We start from the raw sequence: 13672 nt of genomic DNA, 5'->3' as shown, positions 1-13672 counted from the left end.
CCGGCGGCCCACCGCCGGGGCGGGGGAGGGAGGACACTCATGGACGACATGCTGGTGGGCGAGGTCCGCACCTCGCTGCAGGTCCTCGCCCTCGTGGCCACGGCGGTCACCGGGCTGCTGCTCCGGCTCGCGCACCGGGCCCACACCCGGCTGCGCACCCTGGAGCAGGCGCACGCCCCGCCCCTGCGCGACCTGCCCGCGCCCGGGAACGAGGTCGCGGTCGACGGCAACGCCGAGACGGGCCCCGACGGCCTGCTCACCGCGCCGTACTCGGGGGTCTCCTGCGTGTGGTTCCGCATCGAGGTGTGGGACCGCAGCCCCAACCCCGACACCTACCACGAGAGGATCCGCCACACCCTGCTCTACTCCAGGCAGAGCCGCACCCCGTTCGCCCTGCGCGACCGGACCGGCGCGGTGCTGTGCGAACCGGACCGCGCCGCGGGGGACCGGCTGCCCCTCACCCACGAGTCCTTCGAGCCGGGGGAAGGGGGCGGTGGCGGGACCCCGCACGCCGAACACGTCGCCCCCGACAGCGGGCGTGTCTTCCTGGAGTGGGCCATCGTCCCGGGGACCCGGCTGCTGGTGCACGGGACGGTCGCGCGCAGGGACGGCAGGACCGTGATCCGCTCCACCGACGAGGACACGCTGCTCGTCTCCACACGCCCCGCCCCCGAGTTCAGGGACGCCCAGCGGATGACGATCCTCTTCACGGCCCTGGCCTTCGCGGTGTCGCTGGCGGGGTTCGTGTGGCTCGCCCTCACCTGAGAAGGTCCTGTTCTCGCAACCGAAGCCACGGCGAGCCGCAGAGCAACCCGTCAGCAGCGCTGATCGCCGTGGTCAAGCACGAGGCCACCGCGAGCTCCCACAGCGCTGTGCCGCCGGCCGACTCCACCAGGTCGGCGGCCGTGGCGAAGTCGCGACGGTACAGGGCGGCGAGCACGGCGACTTGGCGGCCGTCCAACAGCTTGCTCCCGATGCCGTTGTAGCGGTGCAGATGCTCCACGGCGTCGTCCCACCGGCCGGCGGCACACAGCGCGCGGGTGCCGTCAGCGAGCAGGACCGCCCACAGGTGCAGACGCAGCTCGGCCCGGTCGGCGTCGGAGCCGACGAGACCGCCGATAGTGCAGGCCCGGCCGAGCACCTGGATTTCCTCTTCGTGGCTGCTGGCCGCGAGGAGCGATGCCAACAGCGTGTAGGCCGCGGCGGGGTCCCCGGTGCGGATGGCGAGTCGGCCCAGGTTCACCAGCGGTTGCACCGCCAGGATCGCGGCCGCCACGGTCAGGGGAGCGGCATGCCGGAAGGTCGCGTACTGCTGCCAGCACAACGCGGCGGCCAGCTCGGGCGCACCGATGTCGCTGGCCAGGAGCGCAGCCTTGTTCATCACCTCGCTGGCGCGCGTCATCCCCTCCCGCGCGTGTGAGCTCTGGTGGGCCTACCCGAGGACGTGGTCGAGTTCAGCGAGGCGGTCACGCAGCGGCCTCGCCGCCGGCCTGGGGCGCGGCACCATCGGCAGGTACCGCAAGGCCGGAGGGTTCATAGCCCGGCCGACTCGGGATCGAAGAGCGTCCGGGCGGCAGCGTGGGAGAGCACCGATTGAGCGCCCACCGGCACACCGAGCCGGTTCCAATGGAAGATCACGTGGTGGGCGACGACCGCGCGCAGACCGCGCTCCAGACGGCCTTGGCCGTTGAGGTTGGCCAGGAACTGGCCGCAGGAGTGGAAGGCGTGCGCCCAGGGGGTGTACCTGGCGAAGGCCCCGGTGGTGAATTGCGCGGCGTGGGGCCCGGGGTCGGCGCTCAACAGACGGTGCACCTGCCCGTAGACCGCCTCGGGCACCCCCAGGACCCGGACGGCGACCTGGACCGGATGTCCCTCGGTGGCCATCAGCGCGATCGCCTCGAACCGTCTTGTGGGGGCACCACCTTCCCCAGCAGCTCACTGGCCCGGCGGTGGATGGCCAGTTCGGTCTCCAGTTCGGCGATGCGCTTGTTGGCCGCGGCCAGCTCGGTCTTCTCGGTGCTGGTCAGGCCCGGGGCCAGGCCTTGGTCGATGCGGTCCTGGCGCCGCCAGGCATAGACCGTCTCGGCGGGAGATGTCCAGATCGTGTGCCACGTCCGCGACGCTGCGTCCGGCCTGGACCAGGTCCAAGACCTTGCGGCGGAACTCGGCGGGGTATCCACGACGTCCCACGATGCCCTCCTTCAAGGGTCACGTGGTCCCAGGATCCAGAAAACCGACTCCGAAAAACGCAGGACACACCAGCCTCCATCACACCCGGCACGAAACAGGCGCCCCGAGATCGGCTTCCGAGGCTGCGCTATGCCCGCACCCACCTGTGCGACCAGTTCCCCTACCTGCCCCAACAGCCCGGCTACAACAAACGCCTGCGCAAGGCCTCCACCCTGACCCGCCACCTGGCCACCGACACCAGCGCGTGGACCGACGATGTGTGGGTGGTGGACTCCATCCCCGTGGAGTGCGCCAGCTCCCGCGAGACCGTCAAACGCTCCGACCTGGCCGGATGGGCCCAATACAGGTACTGCGCCTCCCACACGCGCTACTTCTGGGGACTGTGCCTGCACCTGGTGTGCACCCTGAGCGGGTTCCCGGCCGCCTTCGCCCTGACCGGCGCCGAGGCCGACGAGCGCACGACCCTGCTGGGGATACTCGCCGACGACCCCGGCCCGGCCGCCCAACGCCCGGGGCAGACGCTGATCGCGGACAAGAACTCCTACGGGCGCGACGTCGAACAGGCGCTGGCCCGGGCGGGCCTGTGGCTGCTGTGTCTGGCCCGCAGGCGCGAGCGCCCACGGGCCGGAGCGGAGCTGTTCCGGGCGTTGCGGCAGGTCATCGAGTCGATCAATCAGACCTTCAAGGGCCAGTTGGGTCTGGAGCGGCACGGTGGGCGCACTCCGGGCGGGGTGATCGCTCGGGTGCTCCAGCGCATCTTGGCGCTGACCGCCGTGATCTGGCACAACGACCGCACCGGCCAGCCGGTCCTACGCTCGTTGACGGCTACGACCACTGACTCCTTGGAATTACTCGTCTAGGCGGGCCCGATGCCCTCCACGATCAGCAGGACCTCCTCGGGGTGGCCCTCCACGGCGCCGTCGGGGTCCTCCAGGAACTCGTCCATGACGGTGTCGTCCATGTAGGAGACCTCGACCACCACACCGGGTTCGGGGGAGAAGAGCGCCCCGGCCCCGTTGTAGTGGCCGGTGCCGTCCGGGAGCTCCCGGATGCCACCTCCGGGCAGGGCTTCCTCGAGGGGGATGCCGCCCTCGGTATCAGGCCCCAGGTAGGCGTCCACGTCCGTGAAGTCCGCGTGCCGGCGGATCGTGACGTACACGTCGGAGGGGGCGAACACCTCGCGCTCGGGAAGGACCCGGCCGTCGTCGTCGACGAGGTGGTCCACGTCCACGGTGTCGGGCAGCCAGGACCGCTCGACCTCCTCGGCGTCGGGCAGGACGACCTCCTCCTGCCCTTGCTGCTGCCGGGACATCCAGGCGCTGACGTCGTGGTCGTAGGGGGTGCCCTCCACGGCGTCGGGCAGGTATCCGATCTCGTAGCCGCTGAGGTCGCCCTCGGCGGGGAAGTAGCCCTGGGCCTCCAGGAACGGTGCGGCCTCCTCCAGGGACATGCGCTCGGAGGGCGCGCTGCCGTCCGGGTTCAGTTCGGGGAGTGCCTCCTCCGAGGAGGAGCTGGGCTCCACCGCCTGGGCGGTTCCGCACGCGGTGGTGGCGACCATGACGGCCACGGCGCCGAGGGCCGTGGCGAGGACGGGGGAGAGGGGGGTGTGCTTCTGCCGGAAGGTCATGGGTCCATCGTGCGGGCCGGGGCCCGCGGCGGCATGAGTACGCGCACTCAACCCTCCTTCGCGGAGCCCACCGGCAGACGTGGTCCGCCTCCCGTGTCACGCGGCGACGGCGCCCTCCGCCGCCCGGCGGAACCGGGGCGGCGTCCGTCCCGGCCGGGACCGGTGGCCCGGATCACCGCCCCGTCGGCTGTGACCGCCTTGACCCTGACGCAGCGTCCGGGTCTTTCCTGGTCGAATGCCGCTCAAACACTCCCTCGTCGTCGTCCCCTGTCCCGCCCCGCATCCGCTGAGTCCGCGTGGCAACGGCATCGCGGCGGTGGCGCTGCCGCAGGTCGAACGGACCGCCGGCGCTGTACGTGGGAGGGTGTTCGGCGTGAAGACCGCCCCGCTGATGATCGCCGCACCGGCGGGGACCGGTCCGGCCGGGGTGACGGCGGACCACGGGCCCCCGGTCCTGGCCGGGGCCGGTGTGCGGATCCTCGTGCTGCTGGCCATGATCGTGTCACGTGCCCTGCGCGACCTGGAACCGAAGGAGCTGTCCCATGCTCAGCGGTGAGCTCGCGGAGCTGGCCGGCGTCACCGTCCGCACGCTGCGCCACTACCACCAGATCGGACTGCTGCCCGAGCCGCCGCGCTCGGCCGGAGGCTACCGGGACTACGGTGTGGACCACCTCGTCCGCCTCCTGCGCATCACGAGGATGACCGCACTCGGCGTACCGCTGTCCGCGCTCCCCGCGGTGCTGGACGATCCCGAGGCCGCGGAGGAGCTGCTCGACGAGCTCGACCGCCAGGCCGCCGCCGACATCGAACGGCTTCTCGCCCGCCGGGCCGGGATCGCCGCGCTGCGCCGCAGCGGCGCCCCGCCCGACCTGCCGCCGGAAGTCTCGGCATGGCGCTCCGGTCCCGCGGCGGAGGTGCCGGAGGACATGGTCCGCTACGAGCACGAACAGCTGGTCCTGGTCGGCCACCTGCTCGGCGAGGACGGCACGGCGGGGTTCGCCGCCCTGTTCGGCGGGGCGGACAGCGGCACGGCCGCGTTCGCGCCGCTCACGGCGCGCTTCTACGCACTCGGGCCCGACACTCCGGACGAGGAGGTCTCCTCGCTGATCGACGAGCTGGTCGAGCACCTCGAGCCGCTGGTACAGCGGCTGGACGGCCTGCCCCCGCTCGACGCGCAGGCCGAAGAGCTGATGGATGAACTGAACCGGCAGAACCTCAGGCCCGTGCAACACCGCGTCCTGCGCCGGGTCCAACAGCGGCTGGCCCGGCCCGGTGGGGCCTGACCCGGCTCCGCGGCCCCGCGCCGGTCCGTACTCTGAGGGGCACTGTGACCCAGGACATCTCCCGCGGGCTTGCGTACGACGCGACGTCGGGGTCTTGACTCGGGGGCGCCGTATCCACCGACCCCGAGGATTCGCCATGACCGCTCAGTCGAAGCTGATCTCCGTCGAAGAGTTCTTCGGCCCGCCCGCCCGTAGCCGGGCCCTGCTGTCCCCGGACGGCGCGAAGGTCGCCTACCTCGCCCCGTGGCGGGGACGGCTCAACGTGTTCGTCCGCGACCTGGACTCGGACTGGACCGCCCCCGACGACGCCCACGCCCCGGACTCCCGGCGTGTCACCTCCGACCCCCGGCGCGACATCGACGCCTTCTTCTGGACCACGGACGGCCGCTACCTGCTGTTCCAGCAGGACACCGACGGCGACGAGAACTGGCACCTGCACCGCGCCGACCCGTACCGGCCCGACGAGCCCGTGGTCGACCTGACCCCCTTCGAGGGCGTGCGGCTGCTCGGCGCGCAACTCCCGCCGGACCGGCCGGGCACCGCGTTCGTGCAGCTCAACATGCGCCGCCCCGACCTGATCGACCTCTTCGAGCTCGACCTGGCCACCGGCCGCCTGACCACGGCCGCGGAGAACCCCGGCGACGTCCTCTCCTGGCTGCGCACCCCCGACCGGCTGCTGGCCTTCACCATGGAGGAGGGGGGCGACCACGTGCTGTCGGAGTGGGACGCGGGTGAGCGGCGCCCGATCGCGCGGTTCCCCGGCGCGGACGCCCTCTTCGGGGTCCTCCCGGCCGCGCCCACCCCGGACGGGGGAGGGCTGTGGATCGGTTCCTCGCGCGGCTCGGACCGCACCCGCCTGGTCCGGGTCGACCTGGACACCGGCGAGCAGACCGGGGTGGACAGCCACCCCGTGTTCGACCTGGACACCCCCCGTCCCGAGGCCGATCCGCGCTTCCCGTCCTCGCTGATCCTGCACCCGGCCACCGGAGAACTCCTGGGCGCCCGCTACCTCGGGGCCAGGCAGGAGATCCACGCGCTCGACACGCACTTCGCCGCGGTGCTGCCGCGGCTGGCCGAGCTGTCCGACGGCGACCTGGCCCACGTGTCCTGCGACGCCGCGGCGCAACGCTGGGTGGTGGACTTCACCCACGACCGCGATCCCGGCGTCACCTGGTTCTACGACCACGCCACGGGTCGGGCCCGCCGCCTGTTCCGGCCGTTCCCGCACCTGGACCCGGCCCGGCTCGCACCGGTCACCCCGATCACCGTCACCGCCCGCGACGGCCTGACCCTGCCCTGCCACCTCACCCTGCCGGTCGGGGTCGAGCCGCGCGGCCTGCCGACCGTGCTGCTGGTGCACGGCGGACCGTGGTACCGCGACAGCTGGGGCTACGACCCGGAGGTGCAGCTGCTGGCCAACCGCGGCTACGCGGTACTCCAGGTCAACATGCGCGGCTCCACCGGTTACGGCAAGGCCCACACCCGGGCCGCGATCGGCGAGTTCGCGGGCAAGATGCACGACGACCTGCTCGACGCCCTCGACCGGGTGGTCGAGCAGGGGATCACCGACCCGGACCGGGTCGCGATCTACGGCTGCTCCTACGGCGGCTACGCCGCACTCGTCGGGGCCGCGTTCACCCCGGACCGGTTCGCCGCCGCGGTCAGCTACACGGGGATGTCCGACCTCGTCGACCTCGTCCGGTCGGTCGTCCCCTTCGCCCGCCGCGCCGTCGAGAACAGCTACCTGCGCTACATCGGCGACCCGGACGACCCCCGCCAGGAGGCCGACATGCTCGCCCGTTCTCCCATCGGCCGGGTCGACGACATCACCGCGCCGGTGCTGCTCATCCACGGCGCCAACGACGTCCGCGTCCACCGCCGCAACTCCGACCGCGTCTTCGACGCGCTCCGCGCCCGCGGCGCCGAGGTCGAGTACCTGCTGAACGAGAACGAGGGCCACTGGTTCGTCAACACGGACAGCAACATCGAGCTGTACCGCACGCTCGAACGCTTCTTGGCCCGGCACCTGGGCGGGCGCTCCTCGAGCACCGCCTGAGCCGGAGCGGCCGGGAGGGGGCCGCGCTCCCTCCCGGCCCGGGCGCTCCGGAGGCGGGGACGCGTCGCCCGCCCGGTCCGCCCCGCGCCCGGGTCCGGGGAGGCCCGGCCGACGAAGGGCCTTGTCACGGCCCCGGCCCTCGCGGTGCCGTCGGCGGGATCCGTGTGGATCGCCCTCGCCGGAGAAGGCGGGGGAGCGGCCGGGAGGGGGTCACGGCGGGGTTCCCAGGGCCTGTTCCAGCAGGGCGTCCGCGGCTGTCCTGCCGTGTCGGCCGTAGTCCCCCTGGTTCAGGACCATGGCGCGGCTGGCCGCCCCGTCGGCGAGGGTGACCAGCTGCTCGGCGAGCGCGTCGGGGCGGGGGCACCCCAGTTCCGTCACGAGTCCGGCCACCAGCCGCACCATGCGCAGTTTCTGTTCGCGGGCGTAGGCGTGGACCGGGTGCTCCGGGTCGGGGAACTCCGCCGCGGCGTCGATGAACGGGCACCCGCGCACCACGGGCGTGTCCGTGTCGGGCCGGTCGAACAGGCGGAGGAGCCGTTCGCGGGGGTCGAGGTCCTCCCGGAGCAGCACGCCCTCCATGGTGTCCCCCGAGTCCACGAGCGCCCGCAGATGGGCGACGGCCAGTTCGTCCCTGGTCGGGAAGTGGGCGTAGAGGGTCCGTTTGGAGACCGGCGCCGCCGCCGCGACCTGCTCCATGCTGGTCGCGGTGATCCCCCCGCTCGCGAAGAGCCGGGATGCGGCGGCCAGGATGCGCTCCCTCGCCCCGCGTCCCTTACGTGTCGTGTCACTCGCCACAGTCATGCGCAAAGTATACGTCTGCGTTTACTTGCGGCGCGGGTGTCGCTATGGTCGACCCAAGTAAACGGAAGCGTTTACTTGAACCGTCGTCGAGGAGCCCCCATGAACCACCCCGCACACACCGAGCTGAGCGCACACGCGGAGAAGCTGATCCGCGGTCGACGCGCGACACGCGCCTTCCGCCCCGAACCCGTGCCCGAGGAGACGATGCGCGCGATCTTCTCGCTGGCCGCGGCGGCGCCGTCCAACTCCAACGCACAGCCCTGGCAGGTGGAGGTCGCCAGCGGCCCCGCACGGGACCGACTGGCCGCTGCCCTCCGGGAAGCCCACGCCGCGGGCCGCACGTCGGTCGACTTCCCCTACAGCGACGACCTGTACTCGCCGGTGCAGCAGGAGCGGCGGGCCGCCTTCGGCGGCCGGCTCTACGGGACGCTGGGCATCGGCTTCGACGACCACGCCGCACGTGCGGCGTACGACGCCGAGAGCCTGCGGTTCTACGGTGCGCCCCACGTCGCGTTCCTCTTCGTCTCCGGTGAGGACAACGCCCGCCTGGCCGCCGACGTCGGTGCCTACATGCAGACCCTGCTGCTGGCGATGACCGCCTACGGCGTGGCCAGCTGCCCACAGGGCCTGCTGAGCTTCCACGCCGACGACGTGCGCGCCGAACTCGGCGTCACCACGGGGAAGCTGCTCGTGGGGATCTCGTTCGGATACGCCGACGACACCGCGCCGGTGAACCACATCAGCACCGGGCGTGCCGCGCTGGGGGAGACCACGACCTTCCACGGCTAGAGCCCGGAGACGGCAGCGGGTCCGGTCGCCGGGATGCCGGCGGCTCGGCGCAGGAGCGCTGCGGACACCGCCTCTCGCGACAGCGCGGGGGAGTGAGGTCCGCAGGATCAGGGAAGGCGTACCAGGCAGACGTACCGGCAGGGAGGGGAACAACAGAGAAGAAGGCCTGCCGACGACATGTTCGACACCGTTCCCGCCACCGGTCGGGACCTCGCGTTCCGGGGTGTTGCCCGCCCTGCCGTGCCCGGGGGCTACATCTGGCCGTTCTTGGACAGGTCCTTGACGACGGTGCGGTCGGGTGTGAAGCGGACCAGGCGGCCGTCATCCGCGTAGTGCCGGAAGTCCGGGTGCCATACCTCCTCGTCATCGCCCAGGTAGCGGCGCAGCAGACGTCTGGCCAGAACCTGGTCGAAGGGCGCCACCTCGGCTTTGCCGTGCATGGTCACCTGGAGGAATTCCATGCGCTCCAGATCGCAGGTGTCCACCACCACGGAGGTGCGCGCGTCACGTTCCAGGTGCTTGGCCACGACCGAGTAGGAGCCTGTGAGCCACCACAGGGCGTTCTGCTCCCACAGGAACCAGACCGGTCTGACCACAGGTGCACCGGCGGAGTCGACCGTGGCCGCTCTGGCGACCAGGGGACGTTCCAGGAAGGCTTCGACATCGAAGGGACGGGGGGATCGAGTATCGGAGAAGGAACTCATCCCCTCCAGGGTAAGAGCTCGGAGGTCACGCGGTCGAGCTCGAACCCCGTCCACACGGGGCCCTCGGCCCGGCGCCCCCTCGGGCGGAGCGCCGACTACCTTGGCGTCATGGCTGTGTTGCGCGACGTCGTGTTCGACTGCTCCCACCCCGCCTCCCTGGCCCGCTTCTGGGCGGCGGCGCTCGACGGGTACGAGGTCGCCCCCTACGACGACGGGGAACTCGAACGACTCCGACGAGAGGGGATCGAGGACCCCGAGGACGATCCCTCGGTGCTCGTCCGGCCGGTCTCGGGAGCCGCGCCCCGCTTGTTCTTCAACAAGGTCCCCGAACCGAAGAGCGCCAAGAACCGGGTGCACCTGGACCTGTGGGCCGAGGACGTCGAGGCCGAGGCCGAACGGCTCGTCCGACTGGGCGCCACCAGGAAGGCCCGGATCGAGGACTGGGTGGCGATGGCCGACCCCGAGGGCAACGAGTTCGACGTCCTGCCCGCGGAGTAGTCGCGCTCGGCACGTCGCGGCCTCTCCGCCCAGGGAAGGCCCCCGCGGGCGGTGCCGCCGGGACCGGAGCCGGGGCCGTCCCGGGGGACGTCCTCCTGCCGGAGGGCAGGGCTGCCCGGCGACCAGCGCCTTGAACGTGGCGAAGTTGCCCGGGGCAAACGGGCCGACCGGCGGGCGGAGCCCGTCGGGGGGATCCGCCTGACGGCATCCGGCCGCGGGGGCGGACGCCCCGGCCCGGGGCCACCTGCGTCGCCTCGGGTGGGCCACCAGGGCCGCGCCGCGCCCCACCACGTGTTCGCAGCGCGGACAACCCTCATCGGTATTCGGTGTTGCTATGTACCGGTAGTCAGTATTACTATGCACCAGTAGTCAGTGATGATGAGTAGCCAGAGGAGGCATTCCGTGGGCAAGCAGGCGACGGAGATGCTCAAGGGGGTCCTGGAGGGCATCGTCCTCGCGATCCTGTCCGACCGACCGGCCTACGGCTACGAGATCACGGCGTGGCTGCGGGACCAGGGCTTCTCCGACATCGCCGAGGGCACCGTCTACGCGCTGCTCGTCAGGGTCGAGCGGCGCGGCCTCGTCGACGTCGAGAAGGTCCCGTCCGAGAAGGGGCCGCCGCGCAAGGTCTACTCGCTCAATTCCCAGGGGCGTGCATACCTCGAAGAGTTCTGGAGGACCTGGAGCTTCCTCACAGAACGACTTGAACAGCTCCGAGAAGGAGGAAAGTGAAAATGGCCCCGAGTTGGATCGAACAGGTCACGGGATCGTTCGAGGACAAGAAGCGGTACCGGCAGTACAAGGCGCGCACGAAACAGCTTCCCGAGAACTACCGCACGGCGGTCGAGGCGCTCGACCGATACCTGATGTACTTCGGCTCGATCACGAGGGGGGACATCCTGATGGAGATGCTGGACGACCTCATCGACCTCTTCGAGCAGAGCGCGGCGGTCGGAACCCCGATCCGGGAGATCGTCGGGGAGGACCCCGTGGAGTTCGCCGAGACGTTCCTGGCGAACTACTCGGAGGGCCAGTGGATCAAGAAGGAGCGCGAACGCCTGGCCAGGGCCATCGAACGCGCCGCCGGAGAAGACACCGGAAAGGAAGAGGGACCCCTGTGACGAGGACACAGCAGCAGCCGGCGATCCGCCTGCGGGGCCTGGAGAAGTCCTACAAGGACCTGCGCGTGCTGCGCGGGGTGGACTTCGACGTCGCGCCGGGCAGCATCTTCGCCCTGCTGGGATCCAACGGGGCGGGCAAGACCACGGTCGTGAGAATCCTGTCCACCCTGCTCAAGGCCGACAAGGGAACCGCCGCGGTCAACGGCTTCGACGTCGCCGCGCAGTCGGCGAACGTGCGGGAGTCCATCAGCCTCACCGGACAGTTCGCCGCCGTCGACGAGATCCTCAGCGGTCGGGAGAACCTCGTGCTCGTCGCCAGGCTGCGCCACATGGAGGAGCCGGGCGCGATCGCCGACGACCTGCTCTCCCGCTTCTCGCTGACGGAGGCGGGCGGGCGGAGGGTGTCGACCTACTCGGGCGGCATGCGCCGCCGCCTGGACATCGCCATGAGCCTCATCGGGAACCCGCCGGTCATCTTCCTGGACGAACCCACGACCGGGCTCGACCCCCAGGCGCGCGTCGAGGTGTGGGAGGCGGTGAAGAACCTCGCCGGGAGCGGCACGACGGTCCTGTTGACCACGCAGTACCTGGACGAGGCCGAACAGCTCGCCGACCGGATCGCGATCCTCCACCGGGGCCGGATCATCGTCAACGGCACCCTCGCCGAGCTCAAGGCGCTGCTGCCGCCCGCCGAGGTCGAATACGTCGAGAAGCAGCCGACCCTGGAGGACGTCTTCTTCGCGGTCACCGGCGGCTCCGACACGGACGGCGAAGACCGCCGGACCGCATTAGAGAAGAAGTAGGGGACCGACCATGGCAACGCACTTCATCGGCGACACCGCCGCCCTCACCGGACGGACCCTGCGCCACGTCACGCGCAGCCCGGACACCATCATCACGACCGCCGTCATGCCCATCGCCATGATGCTGATGTTCGTCTACGTGTTCGGCGGCGCGATCGACACCGGATCGGTCTCCTATGTGAACTACATGCTGCCCGGCATCCTGCTCATCACCATCGCCTCAGGGATCGCCTACACCGCGTTTCGCCTCTTCACCGACATGCAGGGCGGGATCTTCGAGCGCTTCCAGTCCATGCCGATCGCCCGGTCGGGAGTGCTGTGGGCCCATGTCCTCACCTCGCTCGTCGCCAACGTCCTCTCCCTCGTGGTCGTCGTGGGCGTCGCCCTGCTCATGGGCTTCCGGTCGGGGGCCGGGGTGGGGGCATGGCTCGCGGTCGCCGGCATCCTGATCCTGTTCACCCTGGCGCTGACCTGGATCGCCGTGATCCCCGGCCTCTCCGCGACCTCGGTGGAGGGGGCGAGCGCCTTCTCCTACCCGCTCATCTTCCTGCCGTTCCTCAGCTCGGCGTTCGTGCCCACCGACACCATGCCCGGCCCGGTGCGCTGGTTCGCCGAACACCAGCCGGTGACGTCCATCGTCAACACGATCCGCGACCTGCTCACCGGCCAACCGGTCGGCAACGACGTCTGGACCGCCCTGGCCTGGTGCGTCGGCATCCTCGTCGTCGCCTACGCCTTCGCCATGGCCACGTACCGCCGCAAGATCAGCTGAGCGCGCCCCCGCCAGGCCGTCCGTCGGGGACGAAGGGCGCGGACCTGCGGCGCCAGGGGCGGCACGGCGCGCCGGGCAGGAGCCCGGCCTCCACGGACACGCCCCACCACGCACCGTGACCCTGTGAGATCGCCCAGACGCGCAAGGCGACCAAGGCCGCATGCGGAGACGCCGACGGCCCAGCGGCCCCGCACCGGATTCGTGCCGGTGCGGGGCCGCCGTGGTGGAGGGGTGTCGGTACGGGGCGGGGGGAATCAGGCAGGCGCACCCTCACACGCACGTCCGACCACGGAAGAACACGGTCTCCGAGGTGGCTCCGCCGAGGCCGGGCGCTCCACGGCGGCCGGCGAGGGCGCCGGGGTGTTGGAGGCCAGGGCCCCTTGGTTCTGGATCCTGTGCCGATGCCCCTCGACCCCAGGGGGGCCGCAGACCTCAACGGCCCGGCGCGTCGACCTGTCCGGAGGGACCCGTCTCCGCGGACAGGGTCTCGGGGAAACCACAGTTGCGCAGCCCGGGAATGGGCTCGTAGTTTCCTCCCCCGGAAACGTTCACCGCCGGGAACCAGCCCCATCCCTGGTCCAGATAAGCCTCATCGCCCTGGGTGTAAAGCCACCAGTTGTTGCGGTACTCGCCGGCCGGAGGGTTCTCCAGGTAGGTGAATTGCTGCTGGCAGACGAACCATGCCCTGTTCGCGTAGAGGTATCCAGAAATTTCACTGGGGTTGTCCCTGCCGACACCCCTTTCGAGGTTGCCGCCGAGCCATGCGTTGCAATACGTCGTTGACCAGGATGTTCCGTGGTGATCGACCACGGTCGGCCCTGCGCCGGAGCACCCCTGTGCCGCACTGGCGGGCCCGGCCGCGGCGATGCTCCCGGCCAGCGCTGCCGCGACAAGGAGGATTCTCGTCATTTTTCTCATCGTTTCCGTCCCAGTGGTGACATTGGGGGTAAACGTCGTTGACAACAATCTTCCCATGCGTGGGGGATATCCACTGGGAAACTCGAACAATGGCCGATCCCGGCCATGGT

The 13672-nt window shown here is 70.9% G+C and carries 17 protein-coding genes and 1 pseudogene; 11 read left to right on the top strand and 7 right to left on the bottom strand.

What is annotated here, in order from left to right:
* Positions 1-39: 39 nt before the first annotated feature.
* Positions 40-765 carry a GIDE domain-containing protein gene (locus ACFQBR_RS27475; RefSeq protein WP_267944779.1) on the top strand — a complete coding sequence of 242 codons (726 nt, stop codon included), beginning with the start codon at positions 40-42 and terminating at the stop codon, positions 763-765.
* Here the strand turns inward: ACFQBR_RS27475 and ACFQBR_RS27470 are convergent.
* From ACFQBR_RS27470 to ACFQBR_RS27460, 3 genes are all read right to left on the bottom strand, one after another.
* On the bottom strand, positions 758-1402 hold the full coding sequence (locus tag ACFQBR_RS27470; RefSeq protein ID WP_344182705.1) for a hypothetical protein: 645 nt from the start codon (positions 1400-1402) through the stop codon (positions 758-760). The two genes, ACFQBR_RS27475 and ACFQBR_RS27470, sit on opposite strands and share 8 nt — an antisense overlap.
* A 131-nt stretch (positions 1403-1533) precedes the next feature.
* On the bottom strand, positions 1534-1884 hold the full coding sequence (locus ACFQBR_RS27465; RefSeq protein ID WP_344182707.1) for a hypothetical protein: 351 nt from the start codon (positions 1882-1884) through the stop codon (positions 1534-1536).
* Positions 1884-2180: a hypothetical protein gene (locus ACFQBR_RS27460; protein ID WP_378554795.1), complete on the bottom strand. Its 297-nt coding sequence runs from the start codon at positions 2178-2180 to the stop codon at positions 1884-1886. Before ACFQBR_RS27460 ends, ACFQBR_RS27465 begins: the two co-directional genes overlap by 1 nt.
* Positions 2181-2312: 132 nt before the next feature.
* Here ACFQBR_RS27460 and ACFQBR_RS27455 point away from each other — a divergent pair.
* A pseudogene (locus ACFQBR_RS27455) lies at positions 2313-3050 on the top strand (transposase); the annotation flags it as partial.
* Here the strand turns inward: ACFQBR_RS27455 and ACFQBR_RS27450 are convergent.
* A complete protein-coding gene (locus tag ACFQBR_RS27450; protein ID WP_344181345.1) occupies positions 3047-3817 on the bottom strand; it encodes a hypothetical protein in 771 nt (256 codons plus the stop codon). The pseudogene ACFQBR_RS27455 and the gene ACFQBR_RS27450 overlap by 4 nt on opposite strands.
* A gap of 235 nt (positions 3818-4052) precedes the next feature.
* Between ACFQBR_RS27450 and ACFQBR_RS27445 the strand changes: the two genes are divergently transcribed.
* The 3 genes from ACFQBR_RS27445 to ACFQBR_RS27435 all read left to right on the top strand — a co-directional run bounded on the left by ACFQBR_RS27445 (position 4053) and on the right by ACFQBR_RS27435 (position 7156).
* Entirely contained in the window at positions 4053-4373 is a 321-nt protein-coding gene (locus tag ACFQBR_RS27445) for a hypothetical protein (protein WP_344181343.1), read from the top strand.
* A complete protein-coding gene (locus ACFQBR_RS27440; RefSeq protein WP_344181341.1) occupies positions 4360-5100 on the top strand; it encodes a MerR family transcriptional regulator in 741 nt (246 codons plus the stop codon). The genes ACFQBR_RS27445 and ACFQBR_RS27440 overlap by 14 nt, the downstream gene beginning before the upstream one ends.
* 136 nt (positions 5101-5236) lie before the next feature.
* Positions 5237-7156 carry a S9 family peptidase gene (locus ACFQBR_RS27435; protein ID WP_344181339.1) on the top strand — a complete coding sequence of 640 codons (1920 nt, stop codon included), beginning with the start codon at positions 5237-5239 and terminating at the stop codon, positions 7154-7156.
* Between the two features lie 210 nt (positions 7157-7366).
* Here ACFQBR_RS27435 and ACFQBR_RS27430 read toward each other — a convergent pair whose 3' ends face one another.
* Positions 7367-7957, bottom strand: coding sequence for a TetR/AcrR family transcriptional regulator (locus ACFQBR_RS27430; RefSeq protein ID WP_344181337.1), 591 nt, complete (start codon positions 7955-7957; stop codon positions 7367-7369).
* 99 nt (positions 7958-8056) lie between these two features.
* On the opposite strand from ACFQBR_RS27430, the gene ACFQBR_RS27425 reads away from it, so the two are divergent.
* Entirely contained in the window at positions 8057-8746 is a 690-nt protein-coding gene (locus ACFQBR_RS27425) for a nitroreductase (protein WP_344181335.1), read from the top strand.
* A 251-nt stretch (positions 8747-8997) separates the two neighbouring features.
* Here ACFQBR_RS27425 and ACFQBR_RS27420 read toward each other — a convergent pair whose 3' ends face one another.
* Positions 8998-9450 carry a pyridoxamine 5'-phosphate oxidase family protein gene (locus tag ACFQBR_RS27420; protein WP_344181333.1) on the bottom strand — a complete coding sequence of 151 codons (453 nt, stop codon included), beginning with the start codon at positions 9448-9450 and terminating at the stop codon, positions 8998-9000.
* Between the two features lie 108 nt (positions 9451-9558).
* On the opposite strand from ACFQBR_RS27420, the gene ACFQBR_RS27415 reads away from it, so the two are divergent.
* The 5 genes from ACFQBR_RS27415 to ACFQBR_RS27395 all read left to right on the top strand — a co-directional run bounded on the left by ACFQBR_RS27415 (position 9559) and on the right by ACFQBR_RS27395 (position 12644).
* Entirely contained in the window at positions 9559-9948 is a 390-nt protein-coding gene (locus ACFQBR_RS27415) for a VOC family protein (protein WP_344181331.1), read from the top strand.
* 402 nt (positions 9949-10350) lie between these two features.
* A complete protein-coding gene (locus ACFQBR_RS27410; protein ID WP_344181329.1) occupies positions 10351-10680 on the top strand; it encodes a PadR family transcriptional regulator in 330 nt (109 codons plus the stop codon).
* Positions 10681-10682: 2 nt separating this feature from the next.
* Positions 10683-11069, top strand: a complete 387-nt coding sequence (locus ACFQBR_RS27405) for a DUF1048 domain-containing protein (protein WP_344181327.1) — start codon at positions 10683-10685, stop codon at positions 11067-11069.
* Positions 11066-11872, top strand: coding sequence for an ABC transporter ATP-binding protein (locus tag ACFQBR_RS27400; RefSeq protein WP_344181325.1), 807 nt, complete (start codon positions 11066-11068; stop codon positions 11870-11872). Before ACFQBR_RS27405 ends, ACFQBR_RS27400 begins: the two co-directional genes overlap by 4 nt.
* A 10-nt stretch (positions 11873-11882) precedes the next feature.
* The gene (locus ACFQBR_RS27395) at positions 11883-12644 is read left to right on the top strand and encodes an ABC transporter permease (RefSeq protein WP_344181323.1); all 762 of its coding nucleotides are present in this window, start codon (positions 11883-11885) and stop codon (positions 12642-12644) included.
* 432 nt (positions 12645-13076) lie between these two features.
* Here ACFQBR_RS27395 and ACFQBR_RS27390 read toward each other — a convergent pair whose 3' ends face one another.
* A complete protein-coding gene (locus tag ACFQBR_RS27390; protein ID WP_267944765.1) occupies positions 13077-13553 on the bottom strand; it encodes a hypothetical protein in 477 nt (158 codons plus the stop codon).
* Positions 13554-13672: the final 119 nt, after the last annotated feature.

The organism is Nocardiopsis tropica, from assembly GCF_042660575.1.
Lineage (GTDB): Bacteria > Actinomycetota > Actinomycetes > Streptosporangiales > Streptosporangiaceae > Nocardiopsis > Nocardiopsis tropica.
This window is presented reverse-complemented; position numbering and strand designations above follow the sequence as displayed.